Annotated in this window: 13 protein-coding genes; 3 read left to right on the top strand and 10 right to left on the bottom strand. The window is 61.6% G+C overall.

What is annotated here, in order from left to right:
* Positions 1–78: 78 nt before the first annotated feature.
* Positions 79–1,227: an AraC family transcriptional regulator gene (locus tag BHD07_RS23135; protein ID WP_338283242.1), complete on the top strand. Its 1,149-nt coding sequence runs from the start codon at positions 79–81 to the stop codon at positions 1,225–1,227.
* Positions 1,228–1,306: 79 nt separating this feature from the next.
* Here BHD07_RS23135 and BHD07_RS23130 read toward each other — a convergent pair whose 3' ends face one another.
* Positions 1,307–2,053 carry an SDR family NAD(P)-dependent oxidoreductase gene (locus BHD07_RS23130; protein WP_338283241.1) on the bottom strand — a complete coding sequence of 249 codons (747 nt, stop codon included), beginning with the start codon at positions 2,051–2,053 and terminating at the stop codon, positions 1,307–1,309.
* Between the two features lie 105 nt (positions 2,054–2,158).
* Between BHD07_RS23130 and BHD07_RS23125 the strand changes: the two genes are divergently transcribed.
* Positions 2,159–2,773: a TetR/AcrR family transcriptional regulator gene (locus BHD07_RS23125; protein WP_338283240.1), complete on the top strand. Its 615-nt coding sequence runs from the start codon at positions 2,159–2,161 to the stop codon at positions 2,771–2,773.
* 97 nt (positions 2,774–2,870) lie between these two features.
* Here BHD07_RS23125 and BHD07_RS23120 read toward each other — a convergent pair whose 3' ends face one another.
* On the bottom strand, positions 2,871–3,290 hold the full coding sequence (locus tag BHD07_RS23120) for a DUF1236 domain-containing protein (protein ID WP_102762653.1): 420 nt from the start codon (positions 3,288–3,290) through the stop codon (positions 2,871–2,873).
* A 259-nt stretch (positions 3,291–3,549) separates the two neighbouring features.
* On the opposite strand from BHD07_RS23120, the gene BHD07_RS23115 reads away from it, so the two are divergent.
* Complete coding sequence (locus BHD07_RS23115) at positions 3,550–4,461, top strand: SMP-30/gluconolactonase/LRE family protein (protein ID WP_338283237.1); 912 nt, start codon at positions 3,550–3,552, stop codon at positions 4,459–4,461.
* Positions 4,462–4,496: 35 nt separating this feature from the next.
* On the opposite strand, the gene BHD07_RS23110 is transcribed toward BHD07_RS23115, so the two are convergent.
* From BHD07_RS23110 to BHD07_RS23075, 8 genes are all read right to left on the bottom strand, one after another.
* The gene (locus BHD07_RS23110; RefSeq protein WP_026168975.1) at positions 4,497–4,835 is read right to left on the bottom strand and encodes a slr1659 superfamily regulator; all 339 of its coding nucleotides are present in this window, start codon (positions 4,833–4,835) and stop codon (positions 4,497–4,499) included.
* A 14-nt stretch (positions 4,836–4,849) separates the two neighbouring features.
* Positions 4,850–5,407, bottom strand: a complete 558-nt coding sequence (locus tag BHD07_RS23105) for a slr1658 superfamily regulator (protein ID WP_338283235.1) — start codon at positions 5,405–5,407, stop codon at positions 4,850–4,852.
* 4 nt (positions 5,408–5,411) lie between these two features.
* Complete coding sequence (locus tag BHD07_RS23100) at positions 5,412–7,772, bottom strand: SpoIIE family protein phosphatase (protein ID WP_338283234.1); 2,361 nt, start codon at positions 7,770–7,772, stop codon at positions 5,412–5,414.
* Positions 7,769–8,947 (bottom strand): methyltransferase domain-containing protein, encoded by a 1,179-nt coding sequence (locus BHD07_RS23095; protein ID WP_338283233.1) that lies wholly within the window; start codon positions 8,945–8,947, stop codon positions 7,769–7,771. Before BHD07_RS23095 ends, BHD07_RS23100 begins: the two co-directional genes overlap by 4 nt.
* The gene (locus tag BHD07_RS23090; protein ID WP_100672339.1) at positions 8,944–9,462 is read right to left on the bottom strand and encodes a ubiquinone biosynthesis methyltransferase UbiE; all 519 of its coding nucleotides are present in this window, start codon (positions 9,460–9,462) and stop codon (positions 8,944–8,946) included. The genes BHD07_RS23095 and BHD07_RS23090 overlap by 4 nt, the downstream gene beginning before the upstream one ends.
* Positions 9,463–9,538: 76 nt before the next feature.
* The gene (locus BHD07_RS23085) at positions 9,539–11,233 is read right to left on the bottom strand and encodes a putative bifunctional diguanylate cyclase/phosphodiesterase (RefSeq protein WP_338283232.1); all 1,695 of its coding nucleotides are present in this window, start codon (positions 11,231–11,233) and stop codon (positions 9,539–9,541) included.
* 254 nt (positions 11,234–11,487) lie between these two features.
* Entirely contained in the window at positions 11,488–12,696 is a 1,209-nt protein-coding gene (gene uxuA, locus BHD07_RS23080) for a mannonate dehydratase (protein ID WP_338283231.1), read from the bottom strand.
* Between the two features lie 9 nt (positions 12,697–12,705).
* On the bottom strand, positions 12,706–13,749 hold the full coding sequence (locus BHD07_RS23075; RefSeq protein ID WP_338283230.1) for an L-idonate 5-dehydrogenase: 1,044 nt from the start codon (positions 13,747–13,749) through the stop codon (positions 12,706–12,708).
* Positions 13,750–13,762 lie beyond the last annotated feature (13 nt).

The raw sequence follows: 13,762 nt of genomic DNA, 5'->3' as shown, positions 1-13,762 counted from the left end.
GTGGGACAGATTCGCCGCTCGGGTAAATCGCTCTTTCGGGCTCACCCGAACGGGCAATCCATTTCGCTGGAGGGTTGCATGACGAAGGACTCCGGATCAGGAGATGACCCCGTCGAAGTTCCGGCCTGGCCTGCCCATATGGAGCGGCGCCGTTGGCCGCGCGATCCGGCAGCCCGAAAGGACCGTTCAGCCGAAAGGTCGCCGGCGCTCGTACCTTCGCGATTTTCGACACATGATCTGCCGCCGCAAGAGCAATTTAGATCCTGGCGGGCGCATATGGCGCCGCTCGTGGACGTGCGCTTGCCCGACGGAGTGTCCGGAGAGGACGGCTTTGCGGCCGAGCTGACCGGATGGCATCTCGGCGACTTACTGATCGTTCAACAGGTGACGCCGGCACATAGTTACGAGCGCTCCCAGACTATGTTGCGCTCGAGCCCGATCGACCATTGGAACGTCGGCCTCTTTCGCAGCGGCCGGTCCTGGACAGAAGCCGACCGCCGCGTCACCGAGACGGGGCCGGGGGAGTTCTTCTTCCGGTCGCTCGGCTATCCCTATCGCGGGCGCATGACGGATGCCGCATCTATCCTTCTCTTCATGCCCTATGAACTGCTCGCGGACGATGCGGGCAAGCTCGAGGGCGCAAACAATTCGGTCTTGTCCGGCAGCCTCGCCGACCTGCTCGCGACCTATATCAACGGCATGGAAGAAAACCTCGGCAACATCACCGTGGAAGAAGTGCCGCGCATCGTTCGCACGATACGCGATATGGTCGTCGCCTGCGTGGCGGCGGTGAGACCGGATGCGGGAGGCTCCCAGGCAAAAATGGGAGTGATGGAGCGGGCGCATCGATATATCCACCTGAACCTGCACTCGGCCGACCTGACGCCCGAAGCCATATGCCGGGAGCTGGGCATTTCCAGAACCCGTCTCTATCAGCTGTTCGAGCCGAGCGGCGGCGTGCTGAACTATATCCGCAGACGTCGGCTCCTGCAGGCGCACGCGGAGCTCAGCGATCCGACGAACAACCGGCCCATCGCGGAGATCGCCGAAGCGGCCGGATTCGACCTCGCCGCCAATTTCACACGTGCCTTCAGCCACGAATTCGGAGCGAGCCCGCGCGAAATCCGCAAGGCTGCGGCCGCCGAGCGCCTCGCCACGCCCGTTGCCCCGCCGGAGCGGGACCGCGGGGCGACGATCGGCGACTGGCTCAAGTCGGTTCAAGGATGAGGGATGAGCAGCGCACACGTGGCACATGTTCGGGCGTCGTGGACTATCGACACCGTCATGATCGCCGTGGCTTTCGGCATCAAGCGTTGGCGCCGCCGTCTATGGTCAGCGATGCACCGGTGACAAACTTGCCTTGCGGCCCCGCCAGCCAGGCGACGAGTCCGGCAATGTCTTGCGGCTCACCGTAGCTGCCGGTGGCGATACGTTCCCGTTGCGCTTCGGCATGGTCGCCATCGGCCGGGTTCATATCGGTGTTGGTCGAGCCTGGATGAACGATGTTGACGGTGATCCCGCGCGGTCCGAGGTCACGGGCCAGGCCTTTCGTCAGGCCGGCCAGAGCAGCCTTGCTGGCCGAATAGAGGCTGATCCCCGGCCAGGGAACCAGTTCGGCCAGGTTGCTGCCGATCGTGATTATCCTGCCGCCGTCACCGAGATGCCTTGACGCGGAACGAATGGCCACGAAGGGCGCACGGAAGTTGACGGCCATCACTTCGTCGAAATCGGCGACAGTCGTCTCCTCCAGAGGAGCCGAGTGCCAGATGCCCGCACTGTTGACCAGTATGTCCAGCCCGCCCAAGGTTTCCACAGTCTGGCGAACAGCCTGCTCGATGGCTTCGGCGTCGCGGTTGTCGGCGCGGATTGCTAGGGCGCGACCGCCCGCCTGCTCGATCTCGGACACGACCGCCTGAGCCTGGTCGGCCGCATTCACATAAGTCAGCGCCACCGCTGCCCCCTCCAGAGCAAGCCTCTTGGCGATAGCCGCGCCGATACCCCTGCTGCCGCCGGTGACGAAAGCGGTCTTTCCGCCCAAACTGATCGATGTCATCGGAAAACTCCATTTTTGTAATGATCGATACACAAATGTTGCCCGAGCTTGCCAATGCCTGTCAAGCGATATATTTATCGATCGTTACAGAAAAGAGTTGATCCTATGTCCGACAAAGGCCGGCCCCGCAGCTTCGATCGTGCCGATGCGCTCGTGCGCGCCATGCAGGTGTTTTGGGAGAAAGGATACGAGGGCGCGTCGCTGACAGCCCTGACCGCCGCCATGGGCATCAATGCGCCCAGCCTTTATGCCGCATTCGGCTGCAAGGAAGCGCTCTATCTGGAGGCAATGGAGCTCTACGCGCAAACGGTCGGCACCGAAATCTGGGAGCCGCTGGAGACAGCGCCGACCGCAAGGGAAGCGGTCAAGAGATTCCTTCTCGCGACAGCCGAAGCCTATTCTCAGCCGGATACCCCGCACGGCTGCCTTATAGCGCTCGGAGGACTTCACCAGGCAGCGATTCCCGAAGCGGTCTGCGAAGCGTTGACCCGTCACCGCACGGAAAACATTGATAAGCTACGCGACCGACTTGAGGCTGCAATTGCAGGAGGCGAGTTGCCCGACGGGGTGGATGCCGGCGCCGTCGCGACCTTTTATGCGACGGTACAACATGGAATGTCGATCCTCGCCCGCGATGGCGGCAGCTATGAAGCGCTGAAAAACGTCGCCGATGGCGCAATGGCCGCCTGGGGCGTGTTGACGCAAAACCCTGCATCATAGGAATGCCCGGCGGGCTTCGGATACTCGCCGGGCAAGCTTGAGGTTCACAGCAGGAGAGAAAGGCTTTCTTCCGCTCGAACGCGTTTAAGACCCATGATTACTGAACGACCTGCACCACCGTGCGGCTCTTCGGCTCGACGATGACGCGCTTCTCGTTGACAACCGCATAGGCATAGCGCGTGTCGTCCGGGATCGGCGTGACCACCACCGTCTCGGGCAGCGGCTTTCCGACTACGATCTCCTGTTGAACGACGACCGGCTCTGCCGGAAGCGGCTGCGCCTCGACATACTCGATTACCTTCGGCGGCGGCGGGTCGAGCGCCGCACCCGCGACTGCTCCTGCGACACCACCAACGGCTGCCCCGACAGGGCCTCCTATGACTGCACCTGCAGCAGCTCCGCCGGCTGCGCCGGTAACGGTGCTGTTCTTGGTCGTGCTCTGCGCTGCTGCTGGAGCAGCAAAGCAGCCGAGCCCGAGACCCAGAACAATGGCACCTTTGACGATCAGATCTTTCATCAGGCATTCTCCCGTTATGCGAAATGCGTCCCTTCCGCCAAACAACCCGTTGGGCTCAGGAGTTGTTCCGTGGCTTGGCGGAATGCGTCACGCAGCGAGCTGGCGAAATCGCGCCTTCATGCCCTGCTGGAGGAAATCCATGCAGGCGATGGGGTGTCGCCTGTTCCCTTCGGCCGGTGTCGAACTATAAGTGAAACCCTACAGCCGGAGATATTTGCCCGCACGCACGCCAGGGCTCTCGGGAAATGGAGGAACAGCATTGGCCGACAATCCGCTCTACGACATTCGCGACGAACGTTTCCGTTCGCTGATCGTTCGCAGCGCAGCGCTCGAAGAACTTTATCGCGGCTGCCGCTGGGCGGAAGGGCCGGTCTGGTTTTCCGACCTCGACTGCCTGATCTGGAGCGATATTCCGAACCAACGCATGATGCGGTGGACGCCGCACGGCGGCGCTTCCGTCTTCCGCTCCCCCTCGAACTACGTGAACGGCAACACGCGCGACCGCCAGGGCCGCCTGATCTCCTGCGAGCACGGCGGCCGGCGCTTGACACGCACGGAACATGACGGCCGCATCACCGTGCTCGCCGACAGTTATGAAGGAAAGCGGCTCAATTCACCGAACGATGCCGTGGTGCACTCCGACGGCTCAATCTGGTTTACCGATCCAACCTACGGCATCATATCGGACTATGAGGGCCACAAAGCGGAACCGGAACAGCCGACACGCAACGTCTACCGCATCGACCCTCTATCCGGCGCTATCAAGGCCGTCGTCAGCGATTTCATCCAGCCGAACGGGCTCGCCTTCTCACCGGACGAGGCGCGGCTCTTTATTGCCGACTCGGGATCTGCAAAGCATGAGGTTCCTCGCCATATTCGCGTATTCGACGTCGCCGCTGGCGGCGTTCTCGCAAACGGCCGCTATTTCTGTTCCATCGACAACGGCAATCCGGACGGCTTCCGTTTCGACGTGGCGGGAAATCTTTGGTGCAGTGCTGCCGACGGAGTGCATTGCTTCGACGCCGACGGCACCCTGCTCGGCAAGATCCTCGTGCCGCAGACGGTGTCGAACCTCACCTTTGGCGGCCCCAAGAAGAACCGCCTCTTCATTACGGCCACCCGGTCGCTCTATTCCATCTACACGGCAACGAACGGCGTGCAGTATCCGTGATGCCTTCAGCACGCCTTCGAACTTAGGAGCGCCCTTCAGCTTAGCCTCAGATCGACGCCGGGGTGGAGTTTCTTGAGGTTCGGCAGGGACTTCGTCTGCCAGGGGAACTCGGAGCTTCCGCGAACGGTAAACTGGATGTTCGGCCGCTTGCGCGCTTCGATGGTGAGCTTCGCGAGCAGGTTGATTCCGGAGGAATTGAGGAACTGCAGCCCCGTGAGATCCACGGTCATGCGCTCCGGCTCGGCTTCGAGCATATCCATTACGAGGGAGAAAATCGGGGCGTAGGCTTCGGTGCTCGGCAAGCGCATCGTCCCGTCGAAATAGATGTCCTTGTCTTCCGACCAAACGCGATATTCGTCTTCCTTGATTTCCATGTTTTCGTTGTCCGTCAATTCGAGAGGTCGGGGATGGCGATAGAAGCATAGGTTTCCAGCGGGATCTTGCCATCCGCTTCGCCGGATCCGAATATCCAGGCGAAGCGTGCACCATAATCGCTCATGAGCGTCAAAAGTCCAAGGCCGGAACCGGAGCCGGATCCTGTTGCGTTCGCCTCTATCCGCTCAATCAGAAGGTCGGACGGATCTCCTATCGTTATTTCAGAAAGCAGATGGCGGAACTTGTCGGCCGTGCCCTCGTCGACAAGATTGGAAATCTTGGTTCGGAACGTGTTGGAGGCGATCGCCGCCTCTACGACGATTTCGCCGCCTGCACGGAATTTCACGGCGTTCTCTATCAGCTCATTGGTCAGATAGCCGACATTGTGCCGGACTTCCTTGTAGAGGCCGCGGGATGTCTTGTAGCGCAGAGCCGCGAACTCGGCGACGAAATCGGACGTCATCGCGCAATGCTTCCAGCCGAGATCGAGCGGGCCGTCGAAGAGACGAAGTTTCGTCGAATTCTCGCCCGTCCCGACGGCAAGGTCCTCCAGTCCATATAAGCTCGTCATACGCTCACCTGTGCCTCATCACCACCAGAGTGATATCGTCATGAATTTTCTGGGTACCGATATGTGCCATCAAATCCTCGATGATACCGGACTTGACGTCCTCGGCGCTGCTGCCATAGCGGCATCGCGCGCTTTCGCAGAGCCTTTCGATGCCGAAGAGTTCGCCGGTTCCGCTCTCCGCCTCCGTCACGCCATCGGTATGGAGGATGATCATGTCGCCGCGACCGAAGGAGATTTCGCGCGTTGCGACAAAGGCGGAAATATCCGGCTCCAAACCGATGGGCAGACCGAGATCGAGAGTGTCGATCCGCTCCACCCTTTCCAGATCTCTGATGACGATCAGCTCCTCGTGCTGACCGGAGAGCGTCAGCCTTGCGCCGTCATAGTCGAGAAATGCCAGGGAGAGATGCTTGTTGGTCCTGGTCCTGACGAGATTCTTGTAGATCGCCCGGTTCACGCGATTGAGGAATTGCGCCGGCTCCATCTCGCCCATCTCCTGCAAGGCGCGGGCCACGGATTGGACCATCAGCATCAGCACGCCACTCTCGAGACCATGCCCCGTCACGTCGCCGATGCCGATCTTCAGCCGCTTTCCGTCCTTCAGCACGTCGTAATAGTCGCCGCCGACCTCGTCGGCGGGCCGCATATAGGCGGCGATCTCCAGTTCGGCAATTTCTTCGAGTTCGCCGGCCTTCGGCAGGACCATCATCTGGATATGGCGGGCAACGGCGAGTTCCGCGCCGAGACGCAGGTTCTCGCTGCGCAACTGCTGGTTCAGCGCTGATATCTGGAGGTTCGCCTCCTCGATCTCTTTCGTCCGATCCTCGACCAGCTGTTCGAGGTTCTCGGTGTGGAAGCTGATCTCTTCCGCCATACGATTGAAGGCGGCGCCGGCGTCGCCGACCTCGTCACGCGTCGGAATGTCGACCCGCACCGAATAGTCCTTGGCCTCGATGCGCTTGGCGGCATTGGCAAGGGCGCTGATGCCGCCGGTGATCCGCTTGGATATGGCGAATACTGCGGCAATGACGAAAAACAGGGATACGAGGAGCGCCAGGACCTGATAAATCAAGATCCTGTTGGTCGCCTCCGATATCCCGGCTTGGGCGGCAAACAGCGAAGCGTAGATTTCCCGCTCGGGCACGGCGATGCCAAGCAGCATCGCTTCACGGCGGACCGGGCCCGATGCCCAAAGGTTGGTCGGCTGCAACTGTTTCAGGACGACCAGATAGGGTACCCTCTCGCCGTTCTCCTCAAGGAAAATATGCTTGAGCAGCCCATCCTCGCCCAAGGGCAATCGTGCAATTTCCGGCTGGGCGCTACGACGGAGAGAGCGATCGACACCCGTCACACCTCCGCTGGCGGCCGCGTTCGACGCCCGAAGGCCGATGATCTTTTCTCCAACCGGATTGATGGCAACGACGTTGCCGTCCGACATCGTCAGAAAGCCGAAACCGGTCTCGGCAACCTTAACGTTCTCGACGATCTCGGCCAGCTGGTCGAGCGTGATATCCGTGCCGGCAGCGCCCAGCACACGACTGCGGTCGCGCGACCACAGCGGCTGGAAGAAACTCACGATGAGCTTGCCGGTAATCGCGTCGGTATAGGGCGCCGTCTGAGTGATGTCGCCATTCATGGGACGTGACTTCGGATCATGCGCCCATTGTTCCCAGGATTCGTAAAGCCCGGGAAAGAAGAAAGACCAGAACTCCGCCGAATTGTGTCCCGGGTAGAGCTTGTCGAAGGTCTGCGCCTGGTCGGTATAGGGCGCCGTCCTGAATATCGGCCGCTCTTTCGGGCCGATATAATACATCTGCAGTTTCGACTGACCGTTTGCGAGCAGGCTCGGCGCGACAAGGTCCAGCACCGCGCTGTTCTCGATGTCCGTCTGCACGTCGGGAAGCGGAACGTGGTTCTGATCAAGAAGATAGCCCCAGACGCTGACGACCGAGGGAGGGCCCGGCAGGTTCTGAGCCCATCCCCCTTTCTGATCGTACGCGACCGTCACGGTTCCCGGCGCACCGCGCGCCATCGCCTCGCCGATTTCCGATTTTCTCACCGGCCGATCGATCTGCTCCTGGAGAACGCCCGCCAATGTGCCCACATCGGAGTGGACCTGGTTGAGCAGCAGGTTGACCCGGGCGGCCGTGGTTGCCGCATAGGAGCGGATATAGTCCTGGTTGGCCTCCTCGAGGCCGCGGCCGACTTCCGCCGCCGCGTCGCGGGAAAGTCTCTGCACGTTCCAGAGCGCAAGACCGCCGGTGACGAGCAGATCGAAGAGCACCGCGCTTCCGACGACCAGCACGAACTTGGCGCGGAAGGAGCGCAGGCCCAAACGCGCGGTGTTTTCCCCGGGCAGGCTCATAGCGGCTTGCGCCCGGAGGCCGCCCAGATCGGCCAGCCGGCATAACCCTTGGGATGGAGAGCCGCAAAAATATGATCCCGGAAACCCTGCCGGAATCGTTCGATGAACTCGGGCGGGTCGCCGCGCTTTACGGCCATTTCACCGGCATAGACGTTCTCCCAGGCGGCGATGATATCGGCGAAGTCTTGAGGTTCTCCGTCGAGATTGGTGACCATGAACGATTCGACGATGATATCGTCAAAGCCGGCATCGACAAGATAGCGCTTGCTCTTCGGTCCGAGCTCCACATCCATCTCGAAATGGCTGAACAGCCTAGCGACCTCGTTGTAGGTCCATTGAATGCTCTGTGCGCGCGGCTCGCCGAGACAGTGCGAATTTTTCTCGTTGGTTATATAGACGCGCCCGCCCGGCTTGCAAATGCGGAAGAGTTCCTTCAGGAGCACGTCCGGCTGATTGAAGATCTGCAGCGAATGGCGGCAGGTGACGAAATCGAACTGGTTATCCTCCAGCAGCATCTCGGAGGCATCGCCATAGGTATATTCGATATCCGTGACGCCGAAACCGGACGCCACATCGCGCGCATAAGCGAGGCTCGCCTTCGAATGGTCGAGTGCGACGATGCGTGCCGGCTGGAACTCCTTTCGGGCCAGCATGGCGAAGTCGCCGATGCCGCAACATATGTCCGCCATCGTCATACCCGGGCGCAGGCCGTGACGCGGGAGGATCGTGCGCTCGTGGCGCCAGGTCATTTTCGTCTGTGTACGCAGGATCGGGATGAAGCTCGTATTTTCCACGAAGCTCTGCCCGGGATAGAACTTCGAGTCGTAGACCTCGACGGTCACTTGCGGCTCGATCCTGTTCAAATGGGCGAACATGCGCTCGGTCCAGCCCACGACGCTCGAGGTCACGACGACGAAGCGAATGTCCGACCGCGTGCGGCAGGCATCGAGAAGGACGCGCGCGAAGGCGTGATAGGCCGTGTTGTTCATCTGTACCAGGCGCTTGACGTTGATGTAGAGAACGCCCCGCACCTCTTCGATTGCGCCTTTGAGCATCGATATGCTTGCGGCAATCTCGTCGGCCGAGCGCGGCCGTATCACCCCGGAAAGAGCGAATTCCTGACTGTTCGGGTCGAATTCCACCTTGAAGGGAACTGCAAACGCTGTCGTACTCACCTCACCACTCCTTCAAGAGGCAGATCCACGACAAGCGTGATCGATGGCGGATCGCTTTCGTCGAGCCGGACGTCGGCATCGAAATTGATCGACAAGTCCAGAAGAACGGCCTCGCGACTCGGTGCGAGATCGGTGGAGATGGAATCAAGGTAGCGCGCATGGGCGTCGCCGTCGCGGGTCTTCGACACCGCCTCGCGATAAAACTGCCTCTGCCCGGGCGGGCACGGGAACGTAAGCTCCACCCGCTCAGTCGGCCCCCATCGATAAACCGCACAGCCGATCCGGCCGTCGGGGGAGCCGCTGCGAAACGAGACCTCGAGAAGTTCGTTCAAGGCGGACGAGAAGAAATTCGAGTGGCGAACGGGATCAGTGCGATTGTGACTTATCATTCGCGCCATGAAGGTCGACAGCTGATCGCAATGGTTCCAATCGGAAAGAAAGGCGCCCATCTCCATCTCGAACTGGAGCAAGGGCTCGAAAGCGGCTTCCGTGGGCTGGTTCTCGGCTCCGTGCATGCGGCTTCCTCCGTTATGCAAAAAAAGCGACGCGAAATTCAATGACTGCCCGAAATAATTCCCGGCATTGACCCCCTCATCTTCGTTGAAAACCTGCCGCAGGGATGGCCGGCGTTTTGCGGATAAAGTCGGCTATCGCTTCCGCGCGCATCGGCATGCCCAGAAAATATCCCTGCAGGCGATCGCAGCCTTCATTCCTGAGCCAGGCTGCTTGCTCCGCGGTCTCCACTCCTTCGGCGGTAACATCCATGCCGAGGCCGTGGGCGAGCGCGATGATGGAGCGCACGATCGTCTGGCTCTTCTCGTCCCTTTCCAGGTCCCTGATGAAATATTGGTCGATCTTGATCGTGTCGAAGGGGAAATTCTTCAGGTAGCTCAGCGACGAATAGAAGGTGCCGAAATCATCAAGCGAAATCTGCACGCCTAATACATTCAAAGTATTGAGCGTATCGAGGTTGTTGGTCGTACGCTCCAGAAGCACCGACTCGGTGATTTCGAGCTCGAGACGGTCTGCGCGCATGCCGACCAGGTCGAGCGTCTGGGCCACGCGGTCCGTAAGCCCCTCGTGAAGGAATTCGGCGGGAGAGAGATTGACGGCGATCGTGAAGTGGGACGGCCAGTCCATGGCAGCCCGGCACGCCCGCTCCAGCAGCCATCGCCCGATGTCGCTCATCAAACCGTCGGCTTCCGCCATCGGAATGAAGACACTCGGAGGGATGATGCCGACCAGTGGGTGACGCCAGCGCAAAAGGGCTTCGAAGCCGACCACCGCCGAGGAGGGCTTCACCAAGGGCTGATATTCAAGGAAGAACTGCCCCTCCTGAAGGGCGGTGCGCAGGCTTCGGCGCAACATTTCCCTTTGTTCCAGCACCATGAGCATCGAGCGGCTGAACGTGCTTGACCGGCCCCGACCGTCCTTCTTCGCAGCATAAAGCGCGATATCGGCAGCTTTCATCAGTTGCTCGACCTCGTTGCCGTCCGCCGGCGCGACGGCAATTCCGACGCTTGCTCCGACGAAGACGTTGATGCCCTCGACCGTGAACGGTTCCTTGAACGCGTTGATCAGTGCGTCTGCCAGACGTTCTGCTTCGCTCGGCTGATCGGCCCTCCACTGAATGACCGCGAACTCGTCCCCGGCCAGACGGTAGGCGAATTCCCGATCCCTCAGGACGCTCCTGATCCGGTCCGCCGCCATCTTGAGAACGGCGTCGCCTGCCCCGTGTCCCAATGTGTCGTTGATCGGCTTGAAATCGTCGAGGTCGATCTGCATGAGCGCCAATCGGACGCCGTTAGGCACAGGCAATGCGCCCCGCAGCTGATCGCTGAACTGCCGCCGGTTAGGCAACCCAGTGAGAACGTCATGGGTCGCCTGATGCAGGAGAAGAGCACGATCGCTCTCGCCCTGACTGAACGCTTCGCGGTAGGTGGAACTGCTTTCAGCTTCGACGACCCCGATGCCGCGCGCACTGCGGAAAATGACGAGCGTGCGTCGGCTCCCGGTCGATGCATGGGCAATCTCGACGGTTCGCGGCAATCCGCTTGCGACGACGAATTCGACGGCGGACTTCGGTCCGGGCGCCAGCAGTTCCGGATAGATGTGCCAAAGGGACGCCTCGACGAGAGAATCGACGGCATAGGTCTGTCTGTGCCGCGGCGTGCATTCGACGAGCTGAAAACTCGCGTCATAAAGCGAGACAAGTTCGTCGGAACCGGCGAAAAAGTCGGACTCGACGGAAGATGAAGCAGGCAGTGTCGTATCGCCGTCCGGCATCCTCGCCTTTCCTTCCGTTCCGTGTCGCCCGAGCAAGCCCCTGAGGCTACAGTTCGCTATCTTCGATGCAACCCTGCCATTCCCAGAAAAATTATCGCGGAACGTGTCGCGGTCAATGGCGCACGACTGCAGAGAGTTAATTTGCGTGATTCCGGCGGAAAGATGGCTAAGGGTTGAACTCGATTGCGGGCACGCAGCCGCGGCCGATCCATCTTGTCACGATGGACCGGTTTCCGGACGCTACGGCGCAAGGATCAACTTCTCGCGGCAGGCAGACCATACGTCGCGTGCGAGAGAGCCCGCTCTATGCCGCGCAATTCTGCGAGCCCTTTCAGTCGGCCGATCGCCGGATAGCCGGGCTGGGCCCCACGGGAGAGGTCGTCGAGAATCTCCTGCCCGTGATCCGGCCGCATCGGAATCTGGTGGTCCGACCGTCCGGCGGCGCGCCGCCGCTGCTCTTCCTTGAGCAGTTCGGCAATGACCGCCACCATGTCCGTGTCGCCCTGCAGATGCTCGTCCTCGTAGAAGGAACAGGGTGTCCGTTCCTCCTCGCGATGGACGTTGCGCAGGTGGACGAAATGAATTCGGGACGCGAACTGGCGGGCCATGGCCGGCAGATCGTTGGCGGCAAGGGCGCCGAGAGAACCCGTGCAGAGGGTGACGCCATTGGCCGGGCTGTCGACTTCCCGCAGCATGAAGGCGTAATCTTCGGCGTTCGAGAGAATGCGGGGCAGGCCGAGCAGCGCCCAGGGCGGATCGTCGGGATGGGCACAGATGTTGATGCCCGCCCGTTCCGCCACCGGCGTCACTTCCGCGAGGAACTCTACCAGGTGACGCTGCAGTTTTTCGCGACTGACGCCGTCATAGGTGCGCAGATGCTCTCGAAGCTGCGGCAGACTGTAACCGTCGGCGGAGCCGGGAAGCCCCGCGCCGATATTGCGGGAGAGCGCGAGCCGCCGCTCCTCGGTCATTTCACGAAACCGCCGCTCGGCCGCCTCCACCGTCGGCGCGTCATAGTCCTCGTAAGCGCCCGGCCGCTCAAGGAGATGGAGGTCGAAGGCCGCAAAGTCGATGCGGTCGAAGCGCATCGCCTTGGCGCCGTGGCGCGCGGTCCAGCGCAGATCGGTGCGGGTCCAGTCGAGGACCGGCATGAAATTGTAGCAAACCGTGTGGATGCCGGCGGATGAAAGACGGCGCAGCGTTTCCTGCCAATTGGCGATGTGCTCGCGCCAGGGACCGGTCTGAGTCTTGATGGACTCGGAAACGGGCACGCTTTCCACAACCTCCCACTCCAACCCGCCTGCGCGGACCTCCTCCTGCCGCTTCCCGATCTCTTCAACGGGCCAGACGTCGCCGGTCGGAATATGGTGCAGCGCGCTGACGATCCCGTGCGCACCGGCTTGCGCTGCATCTTGAACGCTCACCCGGTCCACCGGCCCGAACCAACGCCATGTATGTCGCATGTGAACTCCTCAGGAAAGAAATGTCAGCTGCACCTTGCATGCAGCGGATCGATCGCCGGCTTGCTCGAAGGCCCGAACCGCCTCGTCGACTGGAAACTCATGGGAAATGATCGGCCGCACGTCGATCCGGCGATTAGAGATGAGCGCGATGGCAATGGCGAATTCTCGGTCGAACCGCTGCGATCCGACGAGCCGCAACTCCTTGCCGACCAGCGAATGGAGCGGCAGGTTGATTTCGCCCGTCACGCCGACCTGCACGATCGTGCCGCGCGGCCGAACTGCCGCGACCGCGCTGCGCAGTGCCGGTTCGGCGGCCGAGCATTCGAAGGCCACGTGGAACTGGCCCTTGTCGGCCTCGTAGGCGGCCAGCCCAGCCGGATCGCGACGCACATTGACGGTGCGGGTCGCGCCCATGGCTCTCGCCCTGTCGAGTGCCGCATCGGCCAGATCCGTCACGACGATCTCATCGGCTCCCGCATGGCGCGCCGCCGCCACCACGAGCGCGCCGATCGGCCCCGCTCCGGTGACGAGTACCTTCTTCCCGCTGATTTCGCCGGCCTGGGCGACCGCGTGAAGACAGACCGCCAGCGGCTCGGCGCAGGCTGCCTCGCCGGGGCTGACCAGCGAGCCCGCGGGATGACATTGGACGGCCGGAACCACCAGCCAATCGCGGAACATGCCCTGCGTGTGGGGGAGACGCATTGCACTGCCCAGGAAGCGCATATCGAGGCAGTGGACCGGGAGCCCTTCGCCGCAAAAGCGGCAGGTCCCGCAAGGCTGACTCGGATTGACCGCCACCAGATCATCGATAGCAAGGCCGGAGACGCCGGCCCCGAGCGCCGCGACGCGGCCCGAGGCCTCGTGGCCGGGTATGATCGGTTCACGAACCCGGACGGGCCCGAATCCCCCGTCCTGGTAATAGTGAAGGTCCGAGCCGCAAATGCCGCCTGCGGCCATCTTCAACAGCACCTCGCCATCCCCCGGCGCAGGAACGTCGGCGACTTCCAGCCGAAGATCGCGTGGGCCGTAAAGCCGGGCAAGGCGTGTGCGCATGGGTGCTCCCGAC

This window comes from Sinorhizobium sp. KGO-5, assembly GCF_036245905.1.
Taxonomy (GTDB): Bacteria; Pseudomonadota; Alphaproteobacteria; order Rhizobiales; family Rhizobiaceae; genus Sinorhizobium; species Sinorhizobium meliloti_A.
This window is presented reverse-complemented; position numbering and strand designations above follow the sequence as displayed.

Bases quoted from the DNA above. Each gene is read 5' to 3' on its own strand.
- BHD07_RS23135 (WP_338283242.1), top strand. From the start codon at position 79: ATGACGAAGGACTCCGGATCAGGAGATGACCCCGTCGAAGTTCCGGCC.
- BHD07_RS23130 (WP_338283241.1), bottom strand. From the start codon at position 2,053: ATGACATCGATCAGTTTGGGCGGAAAGACCGCTTTCGTCACCGGCGGC.
- BHD07_RS23125 (WP_338283240.1), top strand. From the start codon at position 2,159: ATGTCCGACAAAGGCCGGCCCCGCAGCTTCGATCGTGCCGATGCGCTC.
- BHD07_RS23120 (WP_102762653.1), bottom strand. From the start codon at position 3,290: ATGAAAGATCTGATCGTCAAAGGTGCCATTGTTCTGGGTCTCGGGCTC.
- BHD07_RS23110 (WP_026168975.1), bottom strand. From the start codon at position 4,835: ATGGAAATCAAGGAAGACGAATATCGCGTTTGGTCGGAAGACAAGGAC.
- BHD07_RS23105 (WP_338283235.1), bottom strand. From the start codon at position 5,407: ATGACGAGCTTATATGGACTGGAGGACCTTGCCGTCGGGACGGGCGAG.
- BHD07_RS23100 (WP_338283234.1), bottom strand. From the start codon at position 7,772: ATGAGCCTGCCCGGGGAAAACACCGCGCGTTTGGGCCTGCGCTCCTTC.
- BHD07_RS23090 (WP_100672339.1), bottom strand. From the start codon at position 9,462: ATGCACGGAGCCGAGAACCAGCCCACGGAAGCCGCTTTCGAGCCCTTG.
- BHD07_RS23085 (WP_338283232.1), bottom strand. From the start codon at position 11,233: ATGCCGGACGGCGATACGACACTGCCTGCTTCATCTTCCGTCGAGTCC.
- uxuA (WP_338283231.1), bottom strand. From the start codon at position 12,696: ATGCGACATACATGGCGTTGGTTCGGGCCGGTGGACCGGGTGAGCGTT.
- BHD07_RS23075 (WP_338283230.1), bottom strand. From the start codon at position 13,749: ATGCGCACACGCCTTGCCCGGCTTTACGGCCCACGCGATCTTCGGCTG.